Annotated in this window: 16 protein-coding genes, 1 tRNA gene and 1 pseudogene; 15 read left to right on the top strand and 3 right to left on the bottom strand. The window is 59.0% G+C overall.

The features are described from left to right. The first annotated feature begins 78 nt into the window (after positions 1-78). The 3 genes from EJD88_RS01850 (at position 79) to EJD88_RS01840 (ending at position 4884) form a co-directional block, all read left to right on the top strand. Positions 79-708 (top strand): response regulator transcription factor, encoded by a 630-nt coding sequence (locus EJD88_RS01850; RefSeq protein ID WP_099585074.1) that lies wholly within the window; start codon positions 79-81, stop codon positions 706-708. A gap of 1 nt (position 709) precedes the next feature. Then, complete coding sequence (locus EJD88_RS01845; protein WP_158876461.1) at positions 710-4327, top strand: transporter substrate-binding domain-containing protein; 3618 nt, start codon at positions 710-712, stop codon at positions 4325-4327. Positions 4328-4461: 134 nt separating this feature from the next. Then, entirely contained in the window at positions 4462-4884 is a 423-nt protein-coding gene (locus EJD88_RS01840) for a chemotaxis protein CheY (RefSeq protein WP_112194535.1), read from the top strand. Here EJD88_RS01840 and EJD88_RS01835 read toward each other — a convergent pair. Together EJD88_RS01835 and EJD88_RS01830 are read right to left on the bottom strand one after the other, a co-directional pair. Next, positions 4881-5092, bottom strand: a pseudogene (locus tag EJD88_RS01835) (aldo/keto reductase); the annotation flags it as partial. The gene EJD88_RS01840 and the pseudogene EJD88_RS01835 sit on opposite strands and share 4 nt — an antisense overlap. Before the next feature lie 143 nt (positions 5093-5235). Further along, positions 5236-6306: a 3-deoxy-7-phosphoheptulonate synthase gene (locus EJD88_RS01830; protein ID WP_158876458.1), complete on the bottom strand. Its 1071-nt coding sequence runs from the start codon at positions 6304-6306 to the stop codon at positions 5236-5238. Positions 6307-6928: 622 nt separating this feature from the next. Between EJD88_RS01830 and EJD88_RS01825 the strand changes: the two genes are divergently transcribed. Further along, complete coding sequence (locus tag EJD88_RS01825; protein WP_158876456.1) at positions 6929-7678, top strand: carbon-nitrogen hydrolase family protein; 750 nt, start codon at positions 6929-6931, stop codon at positions 7676-7678. Then, a complete protein-coding gene (locus EJD88_RS01820; protein WP_158876454.1) occupies positions 7679-8104 on the top strand; it encodes a GNAT family N-acetyltransferase in 426 nt (141 codons plus the stop codon). It abuts the gene before it with no gap. 35 nt (positions 8105-8139) lie between these two features. Here EJD88_RS01820 and EJD88_RS01815 read toward each other — a convergent pair whose 3' ends face one another. Continuing rightward, entirely contained in the window at positions 8140-8379 is a 240-nt protein-coding gene (locus EJD88_RS01815; RefSeq protein WP_034097254.1) for a DNA-binding protein, read from the bottom strand. A gap of 82 nt (positions 8380-8461) precedes the next feature. On the opposite strand from EJD88_RS01815, the gene EJD88_RS01810 reads away from it, so the two are divergent. The 10 genes from EJD88_RS01810 to EJD88_RS01765 all read left to right on the top strand — a co-directional run bounded on the left by EJD88_RS01810 (position 8462) and on the right by EJD88_RS01765 (position 17847). Further along, positions 8462-8827: a helix-turn-helix domain-containing protein gene (locus tag EJD88_RS01810; RefSeq protein ID WP_099585068.1), complete on the top strand. Its 366-nt coding sequence runs from the start codon at positions 8462-8464 to the stop codon at positions 8825-8827. Between the two features lie 151 nt (positions 8828-8978). Beyond that, the gene (gene uvrY, locus EJD88_RS01805) at positions 8979-9620 is read left to right on the top strand and encodes a UvrY/SirA/GacA family response regulator transcription factor (RefSeq protein ID WP_099585067.1); all 642 of its coding nucleotides are present in this window, start codon (positions 8979-8981) and stop codon (positions 9618-9620) included. Position 9621: 1 nt separating this feature from the next. Beyond that, on the top strand, positions 9622-11445 hold the full coding sequence (gene uvrC, locus EJD88_RS01800) for an excinuclease ABC subunit UvrC (protein WP_099585066.1): 1824 nt from the start codon (positions 9622-9624) through the stop codon (positions 11443-11445). 32 nt (positions 11446-11477) lie between these two features. Next, positions 11478-12038, top strand: coding sequence for a CDP-diacylglycerol--glycerol-3-phosphate 3-phosphatidyltransferase (pgsA, locus tag EJD88_RS01795; protein WP_099585065.1), 561 nt, complete (start codon positions 11478-11480; stop codon positions 12036-12038). Between the two features lie 60 nt (positions 12039-12098). Continuing rightward, positions 12099-12174, top strand: a tRNA-Gly gene (locus EJD88_RS01790). A 399-nt stretch (positions 12175-12573) separates the two neighbouring features. Continuing rightward, positions 12574-13140, top strand: coding sequence for a hypothetical protein (locus EJD88_RS27115; protein WP_244643838.1), 567 nt, complete (start codon positions 12574-12576; stop codon positions 13138-13140). A 316-nt stretch (positions 13141-13456) separates the two neighbouring features. Then, positions 13457-14719, top strand: a complete 1263-nt coding sequence (locus tag EJD88_RS01780) for a serine hydrolase (RefSeq protein ID WP_158876452.1) — start codon at positions 13457-13459, stop codon at positions 14717-14719. A 116-nt stretch (positions 14720-14835) separates the two neighbouring features. Continuing rightward, complete coding sequence (locus EJD88_RS01775) at positions 14836-16173, top strand: hypothetical protein (protein WP_158876450.1); 1338 nt, start codon at positions 14836-14838, stop codon at positions 16171-16173. Positions 16174-16212: 39 nt separating this feature from the next. Beyond that, positions 16213-17316, top strand: coding sequence for a polyamine ABC transporter substrate-binding protein (locus tag EJD88_RS01770; RefSeq protein ID WP_158876448.1), 1104 nt, complete (start codon positions 16213-16215; stop codon positions 17314-17316). A 42-nt stretch (positions 17317-17358) separates the two neighbouring features. After that, a complete protein-coding gene (locus EJD88_RS01765) occupies positions 17359-17847 on the top strand; it encodes a DUF3237 domain-containing protein (RefSeq protein ID WP_158876440.1) in 489 nt (162 codons plus the stop codon). Positions 17848-18116: the final 269 nt, after the last annotated feature.

Here is an 18116-nt window from a genome sequence, read left to right as displayed (position 1 = left end):
TTGTCGGAACTGTTACTTTTCACAGGTAGTTGGGTCTCGCGTGATATGTCAGCGTACTGATGTTCTCCGGGGACTCTTATGAGCAACAAAGCTTTAATTGTGGACGATCACCCTTTTATACGCGCCACCGTCAGGTACCTGTTGAAGCAGGAAGGCTTCGATAGCATCTACGAGGCGGATAACGGTGCCGACGCCATGCAGGCTGTGCGCGAACAGCATCCGGACCTGATCATTCTGGACCTGGCGATGCCTAAACTCGGTGGGCTGGAGGTGATCAGTCGGGTCAAGGCGCTTGGGTTGGACTGCAAAATCCTCGTGCTGACCTCGTACCTGGCGGTGTTTTTTTCCACCCGTTGCATGCGCGCTGGAGCGATGGGGTTCGTCTCCAAGACCGGCGAGCTGGATGAGCTGCAAAAGGCGATAAGGGCGATCAGGTCTGGCTACAGCTGCTTCCCTAGCTTGCCTACCAGCTCGGTGCGGCGCGACGACTTGCAATCCACTGAGCGGGAGTTGGTGGAGGCGTTATCTGACCGTGAGTTGGCCGTGCTGCAGAAGCTGGCGCTTGGCCTGGGCAACAAGGAGATCGCTGAGAACATGCTGTTGAGCCACAAGACTATCAGTACCTACAAGACGCGCCTCAAGGAGAAATTGCGAATGTCATCGGTGGTGCACCTGTCCAAGTTCGCTCAGCGCAATCACTTGATCTGAAATGATTGCCACCCGTCTGTTGAGGTACGTGGCCATGCTGCTGGTGGGGCTGATGCCCTCTGGTGTGATGGCCCTGGATGAGCCGCACACACTGCGGCTGTTGGGCCACTCCACCCTTGAAGGGCCGCCGGTGGTGCTGGACGAAGCCGATTGGTCTTGGCTGCGCACCCAGCGCACATTGTCGATGGGGGTGTCGGCGCCCGATTACGCGCCCTTTGATCTGAGTAATAACAACGATGAGCTGGAGGGCATCACCGCCGATTATGCGGCGCTGATCGCCCAGGCGTTGAACATTACCATTGAGGTGCGGCGTTACGACACCCGCGATGAGGTGATCGAGGCCGTCAAGACCGGCGCCGTGGATTTTGTGGGGTCGGCCAATGGGTATGAGGCGGCCGACCCTGAGTTGGCGCTGTCCCGTTCTTACGCCAACGACCAGCCCGCACTGGTAGCGCGCGCGGGGGAAAGTCACACGCTCACGGCCGACCTTGCGGGCAAGCGCGTAGCGATGCTCTACCACTACATGCCGCCCGACGCTGTCCAGGCGTTCTACCCCAAAGCGCAATTGCTTTTGTTTGCCTCGACCTTCGAAGCCATCGGGGCCGTCGCGTTCGGCCAGGCGGATGTCTACCTGGGCGATGCCATCAGTGCCCGCTACCTGATCAACAAGAACCACCTCAATAACGTGCGCATGGCGGATTTTTCTGCGTTGGAGGTCAATCCTTTCGGATTTGCCTTCGCCAAAGATAACCGGCGCCTGTTGAACATCGTCAACGTCGCGCTGGCTGCTGTCCCGGCCAGCCAGCAGATGGAAGTCCTGCGCCGTTGGAGTGCTGGCGGCAGCGGTTTTCTGGAGGCCGATCAGTTGCGCCTGAGCGAAAGTGAGCGGCGCTGGCTGGAGAAAAACCCACGGGTGAAAGTAGCGGTTCCCGACAAACTCGTGCCGTTATCTTTTTTCAACGAGCAAGAGCAATTCGAAGGGTTGAGCGCCGAGGTGCTGACGCGTATCAGCTTGCGCACGGGCTTGAAATTTGATGTGGAGCGCGGCAGTTCACTGCCCAAGCTGATTGAGCAGGCAAGTTCAGGTCGCGTAGACATGCTGGCGGTCGTCACCCCGAGCGTGGAGGGAGCCGAGAAAATTCGCTTTACCCGGCCTTACCTGTCCAACCCCTATGTGTTGGTAGTACGCGCCGCCGACGAACATCTGGTAACCCTGGAAGATATGCCCGGCAAGCGCCTGGCGATTATTCGCGATACCACCCTGTCTGCGCAGATCGCCCGGGATTACCCCAGTATTGAGTATGTTGATGTCGAGAGTCCTGAACAGGCCATGGAGTTGGTGGCCAAGGGCAGTGTCGAGGCGACGGCCGTTTCGCTGATCAGTGCGCGCTATATGATCGCGCGCCATTACCGTGAGCGCCTGCGCATCACCAGTACCGTCGGTAGGGAGCCTGCGCGTTTTACCCTTGGGGTCAGGCGCAGCCAATTAGAGTTGTACTCGATCCTCGACAAGGCGTTGTTGAGTATTTCCCCGGAAGAGATGGACGAACTGACCAATCACTGGCGCAGTGAAATCATCCTCGAAGACAGCTACTGGATACGCCATCGCAATGTGATTATCCAAGGGTTCGGCCTGGCCGCCCTGCTGTTGTTGGTCACCCTGGGCTGGGTGTTCTATCTGCGCAACCTGATTCGCAAGCGCGCTCAGGCCGAGCGTGCCTTGAGCGACCAGATGCGGTTTATGGGCGTGCTGATCGATGGCACGCCGCACCCGATTTATGTGCGCGACCGCCAGGGTCGCTTGATGGCCTGCAATAATGCCTATCTCGATGTGTTCGGCTTCAAATTGGAAGACGTCATCGGTAAGACCGTGGTGGAAACCGACACCGGTAACCCGCCCCAGGCCCAGTCGTTCCATGCTGATTACTTGCGCTTGATGGCGGAGGGCGAGCCGCAGATCCATGACCGCGTGCTCAAGTTGCCTGCCGGTGGTGTGCTGACCATCTACCAGTGGATGCTGCCGTACCGTGATAGCCATGGCAGTGTCGTGGGCATGATTGCCGGTTGGGTGGATGTCAGCGAGCGCCAGCGGTTGTTGGGCGAACTGCAGGAGGCCAAGGAGGAGGCTGACGCCGCCAATCGCGCCAAGACCACCTTCCTGGCGACCATGAGTCACGAGATCCGTACGCCTATGAATGCGGTGATCGGCATGATCGAGTTGGCCCTGAAAAACGCCGAGCATGGCAGGGCCGACCGCGATGCGCTGGAGGTTGCGTCGGTGGCATCCCGCAGCATGCTGGAGTTGATCGGCGATATTCTCGACATTGCGCGGATCGAATCCGGTCACCTGTCCCTGAGCCTGGAGCCGGCCAACCTGCATGAACTGCTGGCCTCTGTGGCGCGGGTATTCGAAGGGTTGGCGCGGGACAAAGGCCTGATGCTGCAGGTGGAGCTTGACCCGTTGATCGACAGGGTAGTGTTGGTCGACCCGCTGCGCTTTAAGCAAGTGGTGTCCAATCTGCTCGGGAACGCGATCAAGTTCACCAACGCCGGCCAAGTGCGCCTGGGCGCCCAGTGTGCACCGGCAGTGGCTGGCGACCTGTTGAACCTGCGCTTGTGGGTCGAAGACTCGGGCATAGGTATCAGCGCCGAAGATCAGCAGCGTTTGTTCAACCCCTTTATCCAGGGTCACAACAACGGGCAGTCGGCGCGCAGCGGTTCGGGCCTGGGCTTGGTGATCAGTCGGGACCTGTGCGAGATGATGGGCGGTCAACTGCACCTGACCAGTGTGCTGGGCAAGGGCACTCGGGTTGACGTGGCGGTGGCACTGACGACCACCACGCAGGTATCGGCCAGCGCAGAGGCTGCCAACCTTCCACCGGCTGGCACGTTGAACATCCTGGTGGTAGATGACTATCCGGCCAACCGCCTGCTGCTGGCGCGGCAACTGAGTTTTCTGGGGCATCGCATCAACACGGCCGAGGATGGTATCCAAGGGTTTGCACTGTGGCAGGCCGGGCAGTTTGATGGCGTGATCACCGATTGCAATATGCCCTTGAAGGACGGTTATGCGCTGGCACGTGATATTCGCGCCGATGAGCGCGAGCGTGGGCTGAAACCGTGCCTGATACTGGGGTTTACCGCCAATGCCCAGCCGCAGGAGACCGAACGTTGCCGGCAAGCAGGTATGGACGGTTGCCTGTTCAAGCCTACCGGGCTTGACGACTTGAGGTTGGCCTTGGCGTCACGTACCGCCGAAACCGTAACGGATGAAGCCTCGCCGGCGTTTGATTTAAACCCGCTGCTTATGCTGACGCAGGGTGATAACGCTGCCCTCAACGAGCTGCTGTTGCCGTTGCTCGACAGTCTCGCAGAGGACCGTAGGCGCTTGTCGGCGCTGAACGGCCAAGGCGAAATCGCCAAGCTTCATGACTTGGCTCATCGTGTCAAAGGCGGCGCTCGCATGGTCAAGGCCCAGGTGTTGATCACTTGCTGCGAGACGTTGGAAGACGTGTGTGAGCGGCGTGACAGCAGTGGGTTGGGCGCTGCGGTCGAGGCGTTGGACGTGGCCATCGAACAGTTGCATCACAGCCTGAGTCGGTACCGCAATCAGGCTTGACTGAGGTGGATGGCCATTCGGTGGATTTGGGAGAACTCCTACACGAAGGGGGAACATGCCTGATTTTGTCTTCGGGATATGTCTGGAAAATGGGCGTCGCTCACTGACGAGCGCTGCCTGCCCAGGGGTTTGCCATGCCGAACAAAGCACTGACCATCCTGATTGCCGATGAACAACACCTGCAACGGTTGTACATCGAGAAAATGCTCAATCAGTTGGGGTACCACCGGATCGTGCCGGTACAAACCTTCGAAGAGGTCCAGATACTGACGGCCATCCCAGCCGAGCCCTTTGACGTGCTGATCATCAATGCGGGGCTGACAACTCATGCCTGTGGGCCCCAACCCCAGGTGCGCCATGTGTTGGTCTACGATCACCTGGATTTGGGTGCAGCCCCCGGCGTAACACCGGCGGTGCTGGTACGGCTGCCCGGCGTGCCGGACAACGTCAATCTTGAACACTTCATGGACATTATCGACCCACCCGAGGCCTGCGCCGGCCTGCGGGTGTTGCCCTGGCTGCGTGAATTATCACGCACACGGGTAGCAGGGGTTTAGTCCCACTTCGGCGCGATGCCCTTGGGGCTGGTCAAGCGATGGCCGCGCTCCAGCCCGGCAATCTGCGCCATATCGGCAGCGCTCAAGGTGAGTTGCACGGCCTTGAGGTTGCTTTCCAGGTTGGCGCGCTTGGTCGCATAACCCAGATGACCGCATAACCCAACTGCATGGCCCAGGCCAGGGTCACTTGTGCCGGGGTGGCGTGGTAGGCAATGGAGTCAAGTATCCCCGCGTCGTTCCTTCGCAAACACAGCCGAATCCGAAAAGGACTCTTGACTGCAAATCACGAATGGCAAGTGTGTGGGGCGGGGTGTTGAGGCGCTGTACCCGCTGTAGCAGCGCCTTGATCGATCACTCTTGAGCGCGCAGGCGCTCTGCAGCCTTGCGCAACAACTGCTCGGTGGCGGCCCAGCCGAGGCAGCCGTCGGTCACGGACACACCGTATTTCATCGACGGGCTCAATGGCTGGCAGCCTTCGAACAGATGGCTTTCGAGCATCATGCCGATCAGCGCGGTGTTACCCTTCAAGCGCTGTTCCAGCACGTCGTTGAACACGGCTGGCTGGCGCAGTGGGTCCTTGCTGCTGTTGGCGTGGCTGCAATCGACCATGATCCGTGGCATCACCTTGGACTTGGCGAGATCGTGTTTCACCGCTGCCACGCTCTGGGCATCGTAGTTCGGCCCGCTATGGCCGCCGCGCAGCACCAGATGGGTATCAGGGTTGCCTGGGGTCTGGATGATGGCCGGGTGGCCCTGGCTGTCGACGCCGAAGTGGCGGTGCGGGTGGGACGCCGAGCGCATGGCGTCACAGGCAATCGCGACGCCGCCGTCGGTACCGTTCTTGAAGCCCACGGGCATGCCCAGGCCGCTGGCCATTTCGCGGTGGATCTGGGATTCCGTGGTGCGCGCGCCAATTGCCACCCAACTGAGCAGGTCATCGAAGTAGCCGGCGGCCATGGGTTGCAACAGCTCGGTGGCGACCGGCAGGCCCAGGCGCAGCATTTCGCGCATCAGTTCGCGGGACAGGGTCAGGCCAGCCGCCATGTCATCGCTGCCATCCAGGTGCGGGTCGTACGCCAGGCCTTTCCAGCCGATGGTGGTGCGCGGTTTTTCGACGTAGGCGCGGATCACCAGCAACATCTGGTCGCTGACCTCAAGGGCCAGTTTCTTCAGGTTTCGCGCGTATTCCATGGCCGATTCCGGATCGTGGATCGAGCACGGGCCGACAATTACCAGCAAGCGTGAATCTTCGCCATTGAGGATGGCGCGCACGGCTTGGCGATGGGCGTGGATCTGTTCGTTGAGGAACGGGCTGAGAGGGAGCTGGTGCTTGAGCTCAAGCGAGCTGGGCAGGCGCTGAGTCAGGGCTTCATTGGCGCTGGTCAGGTTTGAAACAGGCAGAGCGGCGACGGAGGAGTTCATATTCAAGGCTTCCTGGGCAAGCGGCGGGTTGCTCCCGCGCGCTTGGCCTACTGGGGTGTTCGACAATTGGCCGTATCGGCTACGTGTGTTGGCTTGCCACCCATTGGTGACCGATCGGAGGCGGCAGGCTGTCCCGAGCGGAGCTTGCTAAATCGCCATGCAGTGCAAGTGTCGTAGCGGTAATAAGTGGCGTAGTTCATGTCGTGATTCCTTTAAGTGTTCTTGATCAAGCTGAAAAGTGTGTGGGGATCTGAAAAACAAAACCCCCGGTCGGGGAGCCGACCGGGGGTTAGATTTCTCTGGTAGGCGACCCCTTGAGTAGTGGGCGCCGATTTCAGGTATCAGGCGCGCCAGTGGCTAAACCAATACCCAAAATAAGAGCTGACCAGTGCGCTCAAACCGTTCACACGGGTAGCCGACACCGAGCGCTGGGCGCTGGCAGTAGGGCAAACCTGAGTGTGGGTGAGTTGCAACATGGTATGTCTCCAAATGATGGGGGGAGCTTACTAGAGGCACGCAGGGGGATTCAATCAGTAATTTCTATTGCGGTGGGGTACTTACGGCTATGGGGTGAGTGCCGATATGCTGGTAACACTTAGATATTGATTGCTTGGACGCGACCATGACTGCCTTCACCCTTGCTGCTGCTCAATCCATTTCCATTGCGGGCGATGTGCCGGCCAATATCGAACGCCACCTGGCATTTATGCGCGCTGCGGCGCAGCAGGGTGTGCAATTGCTGGTGTTCCCCGAGTTGTCGTTGACGGGCTATGAACCGTCGCTGGCGGCTGAGTTGGCGATCGCGCCAGAGGACCAGATGCTGGCGCCCCTGCGTGAAATGGCACGGGAGCTGCGACTGACGGTGGTAGTGGGTATGCCGATCCGACTGGCGCCGCAGACAGGTGTGTTGATCGGTGCGCTGGTGTTGGGCGCAGATGGCTCCCTGGCGGTCTATACCAAGCAGCATCTGCATGATGGTGAAGAAGTCGCGTTTGTCCCAGGGCAGGGCGGTGCGGCCCTTGAGTTCGGGGATGACCGGATTGCACTGGCGGTGTGTGCGGACTTTTCCCATGCTGGCCATCCACGTGCTGCGGCCCAATCGGGTGCCACGGTGTATGCCGCCGGTGTGTTGATCAGTGAGGGCGGTTACGCAACGGACAGTGCGCTGCTCCGAGGCTACGCTGCGGAACATGGCCTGGTGGTGTTGATGGCCAACCATGGCGGCCCCTCGGGTGGCTGGGCGTGCGCCGGTCGCAGTGCGATCTGGGCCGCCGATGGCGGTTTGCTTGCGGCTGCGCCTCGGCTGGGAGATGCACTGCTGATCGCCCGTCGCGACGGTGAGCGTTGGACTAACCAAGTGATGGCCCTCTAAATGGTTTTTCACCTACGCGCGGCGACGGATCAGCACTTGCCCTTCGCACGAACGCTCACCCATGAAGCGATGGCCCGCTATTACGTGCAGTACGGGCTGTGGTGGTCCAACGATGGCTTCGACACCGCCTGGGCCGGTCGGGAAAATTGGCTGATCTGCCGCGACGACGCCGTGCTGGGGTTTGTGAGCCTGAGTCGCGACAGCCGCGCGCTCTACATTCGCGAGTTGCATATGCTCGAAGACTGTCGCGGGATCGGCGCCGGGACCTGGGTGTTGGGGCAGATGGCGCTCAAGGCACAGAGGCTTGGCCGATTGCGTCTGACCGTGTTCAAGACGAATCCGGCAAAAACGCTTTATTTGCGTATGGGGTTCAATATCGTGGGTGAAGAAGACTGCTTCTGGCGCATGGAACGTGTCTGTAGTTAAACCATGCGTTGAATCCCAATAAGCGCATACTGGCCTCAGGAGTCGACTTCCTGATCGTTGTTTTGGCCATCAGCCTCAGAAAGGATAATCCCCTCTTTCATGCCCAGAAGGACCGCTACCTTATGGGCCTCTCCACGTCGTCCCTTTTTGCGCCCAGCGAGCACTTGATAGGTGGTTGCCGGATCGACGCCATGTTCTCGGGCGAACGCTTGAACTGATTTTCCTTGGTGTTCCAGCCAGGCCTTGGCTTGTGCAGCAGTACGGATTCCGGGCATAGTTCAAAACCGTTCAAGTTTGTTTAACTAAGAGATGAGTGTGTCACCTCTTGGGGTGTGCCAAATAGGATCATACATCCAAATGAGTGGAATCGGTTCGCGTTTGAGGCAAGAAAGAGAGCGACTTGGCTTGTCGCAAAAAGTATTTGGTGAAATAGGAGGCGTTGAGGCCAACGCACAAGGCAAATACGAAAGTGGAGGGCGGGCACCTAAAGCGGACTACCTGTCGCGGGTCGCCGAAAGAGGCGTGGACGTGCTGTATGTGTTGACCGGCGTGGCCACGCCGATTCAATTGGAAAACCTTAGCCAGATTGAAGAGAAGGTGCTTGGGGACTACCGCGCAATGTTCAAGGAAGACCAGGCTGCGATCCGTCGTCTGACCTCGACCCTCGCCGAGCATTCATCTGCGATGAACGGAAAAGCCAAGCCGCAGCCCCAGGATTCCTGACGCTTCGCCCAGCAAATCAAGCCACCCGCCTGCCAGCGGGTGGCTGTCGTTTAACCAAACTCCATATATATGACGTGTGCAACTAGGTCTGCGCCTTGGTTTTTTGCTAAGGTGTTCAGCAACCTATAAGACCATTTCGCGAGGTGTCTGCTTGATTAGGGTGCTAGTAGTCGATGACCATGATCTCGTTCGTACAGGCATTACACGAATGCTGGCTGACATCGATGGCCTGCAAGTAGTCGGCCAGGCAGAGTCGGGGGAGGAATCCCTGATCAAGGCCCGGGAGTTGAAACCCGATGTGGTGTTGATGGACGTCAAGATGCCTGGGATCGGCGGTCTTGGTGCGACGACCAAATTGCTGCGCAGCCATCCGGACATCAAAGTCGTAGTGGTGACCGTGTGCGAGGAAGATCCGTTTCCGACACGTCTGCTGCAGGCAGGCGCTGCGGGTTACCTCACAAAAGGCGCTGGCTTGGCGGAAATGGTCCAGGCCATTCGCCTGGTGTTTGCCGGCCAGCGCTATATCAGCCCGCAGATTGCCCAGCAATTGGCTATCAAGTCCTTCCAGCCTGTCAGCGACTCGCCGTTTGATACGCTGTCAGAGCGGGAAATCCAGATCGCCTTGATGATCGTCGGTTGCCAGAAGGTCCAGACGATCTCCGACAAACTGTGCCTGTCACCCAAGACCGTCAACACCTACCGCTATCGCATTTTCGAGAAGCTCGCTATCAGCAGTGATGTTGAATTGACCCTGCTCGCGGTGCGCCACGGTATGGTGGACGCCAGCGCCTGACATGACCACACCGTTTGATCCGAGTGCCTTTCTCTCAACCTGCAGTGGCCGCCCCGGCGTGTACCGCATGTTCGACGGCGAGGCACGCCTGCTTTACGTCGGCAAAGCCAAGAACCTGAAGAACCGTCTGGCGAGCTACTTTCGCAAGAGCGGTCTCGCGCCGAAAACCGCCGCACTGGTGGCGCGTATCGCCCAGGTCGAAACCACCATCACCGCCAATGAAACCGAGGCGCTGCTACTTGAACAGACGCTGATCAAGGAATGGCGACCGCCCTATAACATTCTGCTGCGTGACGATAAATCCTACCCCTACGTGTTTTTATCCGACGGTAACTTCCCACGCCTGAGCATTCACCGTGGGGCGAAGAAGGCGAAGGGCAAGTACTTCGGGCCTTATCCCAGCGCCGGGGCGATCCGTGAAAGCCTGAGCCTGCTGCAAAAAACCTTTTTTGTGCGCCAGTGTGAAGACAGCTTCTTCAAGAACCGCACGCGGCCTTGCCTGCAATACCAGATCAAACGTTGCAAGGGGCCGTGCGTGGGGCTGGTGGAGCCGGCGGAGTACGCCGAGGATGTGCGCCATTCGGTGATGTTCCTCGAAGGACGCAGCAACGCGCTGACCGACGAGCTTTCCACGGCCATGGAGCAGGCGGCCAGCACCCTGGATTTCGAGCAGGCAGCAGAATTGCGCGACCAGATCTCCTTGCTGCGCCGGGTTCAAGACCAGCAAAGCATGGAAGGTGGCACTGGCGATGTGGACGTGATCGCGGCCTTCGTCAACCCAGGCGGCGCCTGTGTACACCTGATCAGCGTGCGCGGCGGACGAGTGCTGGGCAGCAAGAACTTCTTCCCGCAGACCGGGATCGACGAGGAAGTGGCCGAAGTCATGGCCGCCTTCCTGGGCCAGTACTATGTGAGCAGCCCTGAGCGCGACCTGCCGTCGGAGCTGATCGTCAATGTGGTGCACGAAGACTTCCCCACCTTGATCGAAGCGATTCACGAACTTCGCGGCCGGGAACTGGACATCAGCCACCGTGTACGCGGCACCCGAGCGCGCTGGCAGCAACTGGCGGTGACCAACGCCGAGCAAGCCCTGAGCGCACGCCTGGCCAATCGACAGCATGTGGCCGCACGCTTCGACGCCCTAGCCGAAGTCCTCAACCTGGACGAGCCGCCACAGCGCCTGGAGTGCTACGACATCAGTCACTCCAGCGGCGAGGCCACTGTGGCCTCCTGCGTTGTGTTCGGGCCGGAAGGGCCGATCAAGTCCGACTACCGGCGCTACAACATCGAAGGCGTGACCCCCGGCGACGACTATGCCGCCATGCATCAGGCCCTCACGCGCCGCTTCAGCAAGTTGAAGGACGGGGAGGGCAAGTTGCCGGATATCCTCCTGGTCGACGGCGGCAAGGGTCAGCTGTCCATGGCCCGCGACGTGCTCAATGAGCTGGCGGTACCCGATCTGATCCTGCTGGGCGTCGCCAAGGGCGCCACGCGCAAGGCCGGTTTCGAGACGTTGTACTTGAATGATGCCGCCCATGAGTTCACTTTGAAGGGCGATTCACCCGCGCTGCATTTGATCCAACAGATTCGCGACGAAGCCCACCGTTTCGCCATTACCGGCCACCGCGCTCGCCGTGGCAAAACCCGGCGAACCTCAACCCTGGAAGGGGTGGCAGGGGTCGGCCCGACGCGACGTCGCGACTTGCTTAAACATTTTGGTGGCTTGCAGGAGCTGTCCCGTGCCAGCATTGACGAGATAGCCAAAGCACCCGGTATCAGTAAAAAGCTCGCTGAGCTGATTTATGCGAATCTGCACAGCGAATAGAATGCCTTTCCACCTCGTAGCCAGTTGTGCCGATGAATATCCCTAATCTGATCACCGTTCTACGCGTCCTGCTCATTCCGATTTTTATACTGTTGTTCTATTTGCCGTACGAATGGAGCTACCTGGCCTCCAGTTCAGTGTTCGCCTTTGCGGCCGCTACCGACTGGCTCGACGGCTACCTGGCCCGCCGCCTGGAACAGAGCACGCCTTTCGGCGCCTTCCTGGACCCTGTGGCCGACAAACTCATGGTGGCCGTCGCCCTGGTCCTGCTGGTGCAGGAGCATGGCAACCTGTGGCTGACCCTGCCAGCCGCAGTGATCATCGGCCGCGAGATCGTCGTCTCGGCGCTGCGCGAATGGATGGCCGAAATCGGCGCCCGCGCCCATGTGGCCGTGTCCAACATGGGCAAATGGAAAACCGCCGCGCAAATGCTCGCGCTGGTGATCCTGCTGGCCAACCCGTCGGACTTCACCTTCTGGGTCCTGCTGGGCTACGCCTTGCTGCTCATCGCCGCCGGCTTGACCCTGTGGTCGATGCTCCAGTATCTGCGCGCCGCCTGGCCGCATCTGCGCACTGAGGTTGAAAAGAAATAAAACTTTTTTGAATCAAGAGGTTGACGGGTGCTCAAGATTCTATAGAATGCGCATCACCAAGCGGGAATAGCTCAGTTGGTAGAGCACGACCTTGCCAAGGTCGGGGTCGCGAGTTCGAGTCTCGTTTCCCGCTCCAAGCATTAAGAAAAAGCCACTCAAACGAGTGGCTTTTTTTTGCCTGAAATTCACCAAACAGAAGCTTCGCGTCTTTTTCGTTTCTGCGCAAAACCACTGGCATCCGGGGTAATCCGCTACGCTCATGTACCTTTTCCTGGAAGACTCACCTCAAGGCACAGCCGCTCAATGAGGCACATCAGGTGATGCCAATTTTGATAGTTGGAGCTTCAGGCGTCGCTCATGGTTTCGCCTCAAGATGCCCGGCACCCGCAGTAATTGTCCCATTGTACTTGTGGCGTTTTTGACAAGCTTTTACTCGTCATGTCGTTGTTTTTTTACTATTATCGGTTAGCTGCGCACTCAAGGAAGAGAGGCTGAGTGCCTTGAGGCTGGTAGAAACTTTACCCTCGATCATTGAATGAGTTCTTACCTTTACCCCGAACGTAATGACTCAGCCAACCATAATTACCCCTTGGTGAAACCGATGAATAAAATTTGTGGCATCGTTGTATCGGTAGGGCTCGCCCTCTCTGGATGCGCTACGAAAACTCCAGAAAAACCTGGAGTGACTCCAGAACCTGTCGTCGTCCAGCAATCACCAGCTGAAGTCTCCACCCCTGCAGCCGCAAACCCATCTGAGGGTTATTCGGTGCGGTATGAGTCTGCCGCTGCTGCGGCCCCGGTCGCTGTCTCGCCCCATACGACTCAGCCAGAACCAGAAGCGAGCTCAAACATCTATAGCGCTGAGCAATGCCGCAAAGAGCTCGATGTTTTGAAGGTTTACAACAAGGCGTCGTACAATAAATACGAGGCGGAATACCAGGCAATCGCCAGCAAGACGGGTAAATACATGGAAATCAAAGACTCCATAAGCCCGGATATTAACGATATGGTGATGCCAGCTTATCAATTTCAAATTCGTGAGTTCTGCTTCCGAGTCAAGAGCCGTCTGACGCAGCTTGTGATTCGCCAAGCCAGGCAATGATTTCTTCAGGGCGCGATTTACGCCAGATGAGGGCACACTGAAAAAGACGCTACGGCGTCTTTTTTCGTTTCTGCGATAAACCGCTGAAGCCCAGGCTGGCGTTGTTTGTCCTCTGGGTATCTCAAACCTCACGTGTCGGTAAAATTATGAGGCTTGGCTAATCGTTCATGCCTGCTCTGGCTGGTGATAGCGCGGTAGCTCGATGTCCTGTGAAATTCAGATTGCCTCGTAAAAAGTTTTATTGACTAAAATAAATTATCGGATAATTATTCCTGGGCATCTGCTGTCATGCAGAGTCATCTTCAGGGTTATCCCGATGAGTCAAACAATCGCGTCCTCGCTAGCGACGCTTTACGTCGAGGCAAACGAATCGTCATTGGCAACAGGCGTTGCCCCCTTGCTGATGCAGGGCTTTCCTGCCGAACTGAAACACCGGGTCACGTGGCACAACTGGATGCGTGCGCCCTTCAACCAGTGGGGGTTCCGTAACCTGGCGCGGCTGCGGCCCTCCATTGATGTCGCGGCAGGCCCAGGTCCCGTGGGTACGCTCAAGGACGCGCCCAAAGCCCTGGAATCGCTGTGCTTTGACAGTGAATGTGGGCTGAGCATCAGCGTTATCGATCACCTTGTCGCCAGCCAGACCGACGCCTTTTTGGTGATGCAGGGCGACACGGTGCTGTTCGAGCGTTACTTCAACGGGCAGCGCGCCTGTGATCGACACATCATGTTCTCGGTGACCAAGTCGCTGATCGGCACCTTGGGCGAGCAACTGGTCACCGAGGGTGTGCTCAGGCCCGAGTTGCCTGCTGCGTATTACGTCCCCGAACTGGCGGGCAGCGCGTTTGGCGATGCCACCGTGCGCCAGTTGTTCGACATGGCGGTAGGCATCGACTACAGCGAGGTCTATGACGATCCCAACTCAGAGAGTTCGCAGTACGGTTACGCCTGCGGTTTTCAGCCGGCGCCTGCGACTTACGCACAGTTCGAATCCCTGTATCAGTACTTGCCGTCCCTCAAGAAGCGCGGCAGCCACGGTGGGTTTTTCCACTATGTGACCGCGACCACCGAAGCCCTCGCCTGGGTCATGGAACGTGCCTCGGGCAAGGCCTGCAGTCAGATGCTGGAGGCGATCTGGAAGCGCTTGGGGTGCGACCGTGATGGTTATTTCATGGCCGATGCCTGGGGACGCAATGTGGCGGGGGCGGGCTTCAGCGCCACCTTGAGAGACATGGCGCGTTTCGGTCGGTTACTGGCCAACGATGGCCGTCACGACGGTCTTGAGTTGCTGTCGCCTGACACCGTGGCCCGAATCGCTGCCGGGGCCGATCCGGCGATCTATGCGCAGAATGACGAGTTTTCCAGCTGGACGCCGGGAGCGTCCTATCGCAGCCAGTGGTACGTGTTCAACGACCACAGCCAAGCGCTGATGGCCGGCGGAATTCACGGCCAGTACTTGTTCATCGACAAGCCCTCCGGCGTGGTGATCGTCAAGCAATCCTCCCTGGCGGAGGCGGTCGGCCCGTTCGATGCCGACAGCGTGCGCATGCTGCGCGCCATTGCCGCCCACCTGAACCACTGACACACGCCAAACAATAAGAGTCTTGCGTTCTATTCACCTGGCCCGCCCAGGTGTTGGCGGCGCGCTGCGTCGCCATTGACTGCCCTGTAACAACAATAATTCCACAGGAGCTTCTTATGGTTTTCACCAAGCGTTTTTCCCGGGCGCTCTTAGCGGTCGGCTTACCCTTGACCACCCACGTCGCGCTGGCGGGCTACACCTTTGAGGACGGCAATCTCAAGGGTGAAGTCAATCTCACGGCGGGCGGTGGCACGCTGTTTACCCGTGGCGTCAACTTCGGCAGTGGCCAGGTTGATGCCCGCAGCGGTAAAAATGGCGGCGCCAACATCAACTGGCAAGAGCTCTACGTCAAACCCGGCGTCAAGCTTGATTATGCGCTGCAACCCGACTTCAGCCTGCTGACGGGCGGCTCCCTGGTGGCGGCCAGCACCTTCGGCGACGGCGACGCGGGCGGCTTCACCCGCAGCTCCGACGGCAAGGCCGCCGTCGAAGAACTCTACGCGGGTGTTCGAACCGGCGAATGGACGCTCACCGCAGGCCGCCAGAACTACATGATCGGTACGGGGTTCATCGTCATGGACGGCAACCTCGACCAGTACAAGGACGCCGCCTACTGGCTGGGGCCTCGCACCGCGTTCAAGGATTCGGCGATCCTGGCCTGGAACCATGGCGCATTCAAATCCCAGGCATTTACCTTGCGCACCGACGACGATTTGGGCGACTTCCGCATGACCGGCGTCAACCTCGATTACAACCTCGATGACCAGGTAACCCTCGGGGCGATGGCCATGAAGGTCCATGCCTTGGGGCCAAAAGGCAGCACGTTCCCGCGTCTTCGTGACGGGATGCAGGTCTACAACGTGCGAGCGCTCAACGCCAAGGTGCCCGGTGTGCAAGCACTGACGCTCAACGCCGAGTACGCCGTGGAGCGTGGCAGCGGCGAGGGTGCCGATTACGCTGCCAACGCCTGGTATGCCCAGGCCGACTACGCCTTCAGTACGCTGCCGCTGACACCGATCATCGGTTATCGCTACGCGAGCTTTTCCGGGGATGACAACCTCACCGACAACCGCCAGAAAGCCTGGGATCCACTGAGCAAAGGTTTTCTCGACTGGGGCACGTGGCTCGTCGGCGACGTGGTCGGCAATTACCTGCTGTTCAACAGCAACGAAAAGGTCCAGCAGTTCTCGCTCAAGACCCACCTCAGCGATACCGTGACCCTCGGCACGATTCACTACCAGTTCTGGCTGGACGAGAAAAACTACCTGGGCGCCGCAGTCAGTGAGCGGCGTTTTGCCGATGAGAGCGTGGTATTTGTCGACTGGACGCCCACGCCGTCGTTCTATACGTCGCTGTCCTATAACTGGGTCAAGCCACTGGCCGCTGCCAAGCAGGTCTTTGGCGATGACCAGACATTCAGTGCGCTGGAAATGTATTTCACCTATCGCTATTAAGTGCCGCGAGCCATCGTGGCCGCGCTGGAGTGTTTCATCATGAACAGGTTTTTGCGTCACACCTTGCTGGGTACGGTTGCCTCATTGCTGATCAGTGGCGCTTGCGTGGCTGAAGAACGAACCGTACGGATCTACAACTGGATCGAATACCTGCCGCCGGAAGTGCTCAAGAGCTTCCAGGAAGACACTGGCATTCGCCCGATTTATGACGTGTTTGACAGTGCCGAAACCATGGAGTCCAAGCTGCTGACGGGCAACTCCGGGTATGACGTGGTGTTCCCCGGCACCGCGAATCTCGGGCACCTGATCACCGCTGGCGCCGTCCAGCCCTTGGACCGCAAGCAGTTACCGAACTGGCAACACCTGGACCCGCAGTTCATGCAGTCCCTGGAAGCCGTGGGTGACACTGGCAATCGCTACGCCGCGCCGTACCTGTGGGGCACCACGCTGATCGGCTACAACGTCGACAAGGTGCGCAAAGCCCTTGGCCCCGACGTCAAAATGGATACCTGGGACGTCATCTTCAAGGAAGAGAACCTCGCCAAACTCGCCAGTTGTGGCGTGGGTTTTCTCGACGCGGGCAACGAGATCGTGCCAATCGCCTTGCGCTATCAGGGCCTGGACCCCAATAGCCAGAAACGCGAGGACTATCCGCTGGCCCAGGCGGTGATGATGAAAATCCGTCCCTACATCACCTACTTCAACTCGTCGCGCTACGGCATGGACCTGGCCAACGGTGATATCTGTGTGGGCGTGGGCTGGTCCGGCGGCGTCGCGCTGGCAAAGCAATTGGCGGATGCCGCCGGCAAGGGCGTCAAGGTCGAGATGGCACTGCCCAAGGAAGGTGCGCCGATGTGGTCGGACGTGATGATGATTCCGGCCAATGCTCCCGACGTCGCTGAGGCCCACGCGTTCATCAATTACATCCTGCGCCCGGAAGTGATTGCCCGCATCAGCAACAAGATCGGCTATCCCAACCCGAACAAGGACGCTACCGCACTGGTGGACGCCAGTATCCGCAACAACCCCAACATGTACGTGCCGGAGGAGGCGCGCAAGACGCTGTTCGCGCTTGAACCGATTCCAGCCGCGATCGAGCGCATTCGTACTCGCACCTGGACCAACATCAAGACCAATCGCTGATCAGTGTGGCCCGGTGCGTGCGCGCCGGGCCTGGAGGGTGCCATGAGTGAGCATTTGGACTTGCTGGATATTGCGCCCAACCTGCAGCGCGTGCTGACGTTGCGCGTGGCGATAGGGCCTGGCGTGATGCTGGGTGACAGCGTTGAAGGCGTGCGCTGCAACTACCCGATTGTGGGCGGTGATTTCGACGGGGTCGGTGTCAGAGGCCAAGTCCTGGCGGGCGGCGAAGACTTGTTTGTCTTGCGCCCGGATGGCGTCGGTCAGCTGGATGCGCGCTACAGCCTCAAAACCGACCAGGGCGAGTTGATCAACCTGCGGAACCGGGGTGTTCTGAACATGACTGAGTACGGGCGCCAACTGGAACGTGAGGGGCAGTGGCCGATTCCGGAGGCGGAATACCGCTGCACCTGCACGCCGGTGTTCCAGGTGCCCAAGGGACGATTGGAGTGGCTTGGGCGTTCCAGTTTTATCGGCCTGGTGCATTACCCCAGTGTCGACCAAGTAGTGATTCGTTGTTATCGGTTTTACTGAGACCCTTGCTCCCGTGACGGCCTGACAGACGACTATCTTCACTATGATCACGCGTAGCTGCCCCTCCGTCGTATGCTGGAGGGCGGCGCGCCGCAGTTTCATCCGGCACCCGTAAGTTGGCCTTGGCTGTTGGTGCTGTTTTTGGCGGAGCCGTTGTTCCGGCATTGGAACCGTCAGCCCTGACCCCTCTGTTTCAAGTGGCCCGTCCTGGGCCACTGCCATTCGTCGGCACTGTTATTTCTCACAGGTATCCGAACAGTTCCTCGTGA

It is taken from the genome of Pseudomonas sp. PB105, assembly GCF_009764655.1.
Taxonomy (GTDB): Bacteria; Pseudomonadota; Gammaproteobacteria; order Pseudomonadales; family Pseudomonadaceae; genus Aquipseudomonas; species Aquipseudomonas cyclaminis.
The sequence above is the reverse complement of the archived record's forward strand: the minus strand, read 5'-3'. Positions and strand labels throughout refer to the sequence as shown.